The sequence below is a fragment of the Micromonospora sp. NPDC004540 genome (genome assembly GCF_040610095.1).
Classification (GTDB): Bacteria; Actinomycetota; Actinomycetes; order Mycobacteriales; family Micromonosporaceae; genus Micromonospora.
The window spans coordinates 1-1,013 of sequence record NZ_JBEXLR010000218.1 but is presented as its reverse complement, the minus strand read 5'-3'; the positions used below and the strand labels follow the sequence as shown (position 1 = coordinate 1,013).

The window sequence follows — 1,013 nt, the reverse complement described above, 5'->3', positions numbered from 1 at the left end:
GGCGAAGTCGATCTCCTTCGCTGCCGCCAACCTCATGATCAACGCTCGGGGGTCGGGGTGGGGTCGGGCGGGGTGGGGTGGGTGGGTGGGTCAGGCTGGGGTGGGGAGGGTGGCTCGGCGGGTTCGGACGGCGGCGGCGAGGCGGTCGAGGACCTCGGCGGTGGTGTCCCAGCCGATGCAGGCGTCGGTCACCGACTTGCCGTACTCCAGTTGGCGGGTGGGGTCGAGGTCCTGCCGGCCGGGCTGGAGGAAGCTCTCCAGCATGATGCCGACGATGCCGCGCTGGCCGGCGGCGAGCTGGGCGGCCACGTCGGCGGCGACCAGCGGCTGGTTGCGGTGGTCCTTGCCGCTGTTGGCGTGGCTGGCGTCGACCACCACCCGCTCGGGCAGCCCGGCCGCGCGCAGCAGGTCCAGCGCCCCCGCCACCGACTCGGCGTCGTAGTTGGGCCGGCCACCGCCGCCGCGCAGCACGAGGTGACCGTCGGCGTTGCCCCGGGTGTGCATGATCGCCGGGGTGCCGGAGACGTCGATGCCGGGGAAGACGTGCGGAACGCCGGCCGCCCGGATCGCGTCCACCGCGGTGGAGATGCTGCCGTCGGGGCGGTTCTTCATGCCGATCGGCATGGACAGGCCGGAGGCGAGCTGGCGGTGCACCTGGCTCTCCACGGTCCGCGCGCCGATCGCGCCCCAGGCCACCGTGTCGGCGATGTACTGGGGCGTGATCGGGTCGAGGAACTCGCAGCCCACCGGGAGACCCAGCCGCACCACGTCGAGCAGGAGCGCCCGGGCGGTCCGCAGGCCGGTGTTCACGTCGCCCGAGCCGTCCAGGCCCGGGTCGTTGATCAGGCCCTTCCAGCCCACGGTCGAGCGCGGCTTCTCGAAGTAGACCCGCATCACCACGAGCAGGTCGTCGGCGAGCCGGTCGGCGGCCCGGCGCCGAGGCGCGGCCGATCGGCGACGCGGTGCTCGACCTGGCCTTCGGCGACGTGATCCGGGATGCCGACGGCGGCTCG

At 74.0% G+C, this 1,013-nt stretch carries 1 pseudogene; it reads right to left on the bottom strand.

The window, feature by feature from the left end:
- Positions 1 to 90: 90 nt before the first annotated feature.
- Positions 91 to 921 (bottom strand): annotated as a pseudogene (locus ABZV78_RS31830) (3-deoxy-7-phosphoheptulonate synthase); the annotation flags it as partial.
- Positions 922 to 1,013 lie beyond the last annotated feature (92 nt).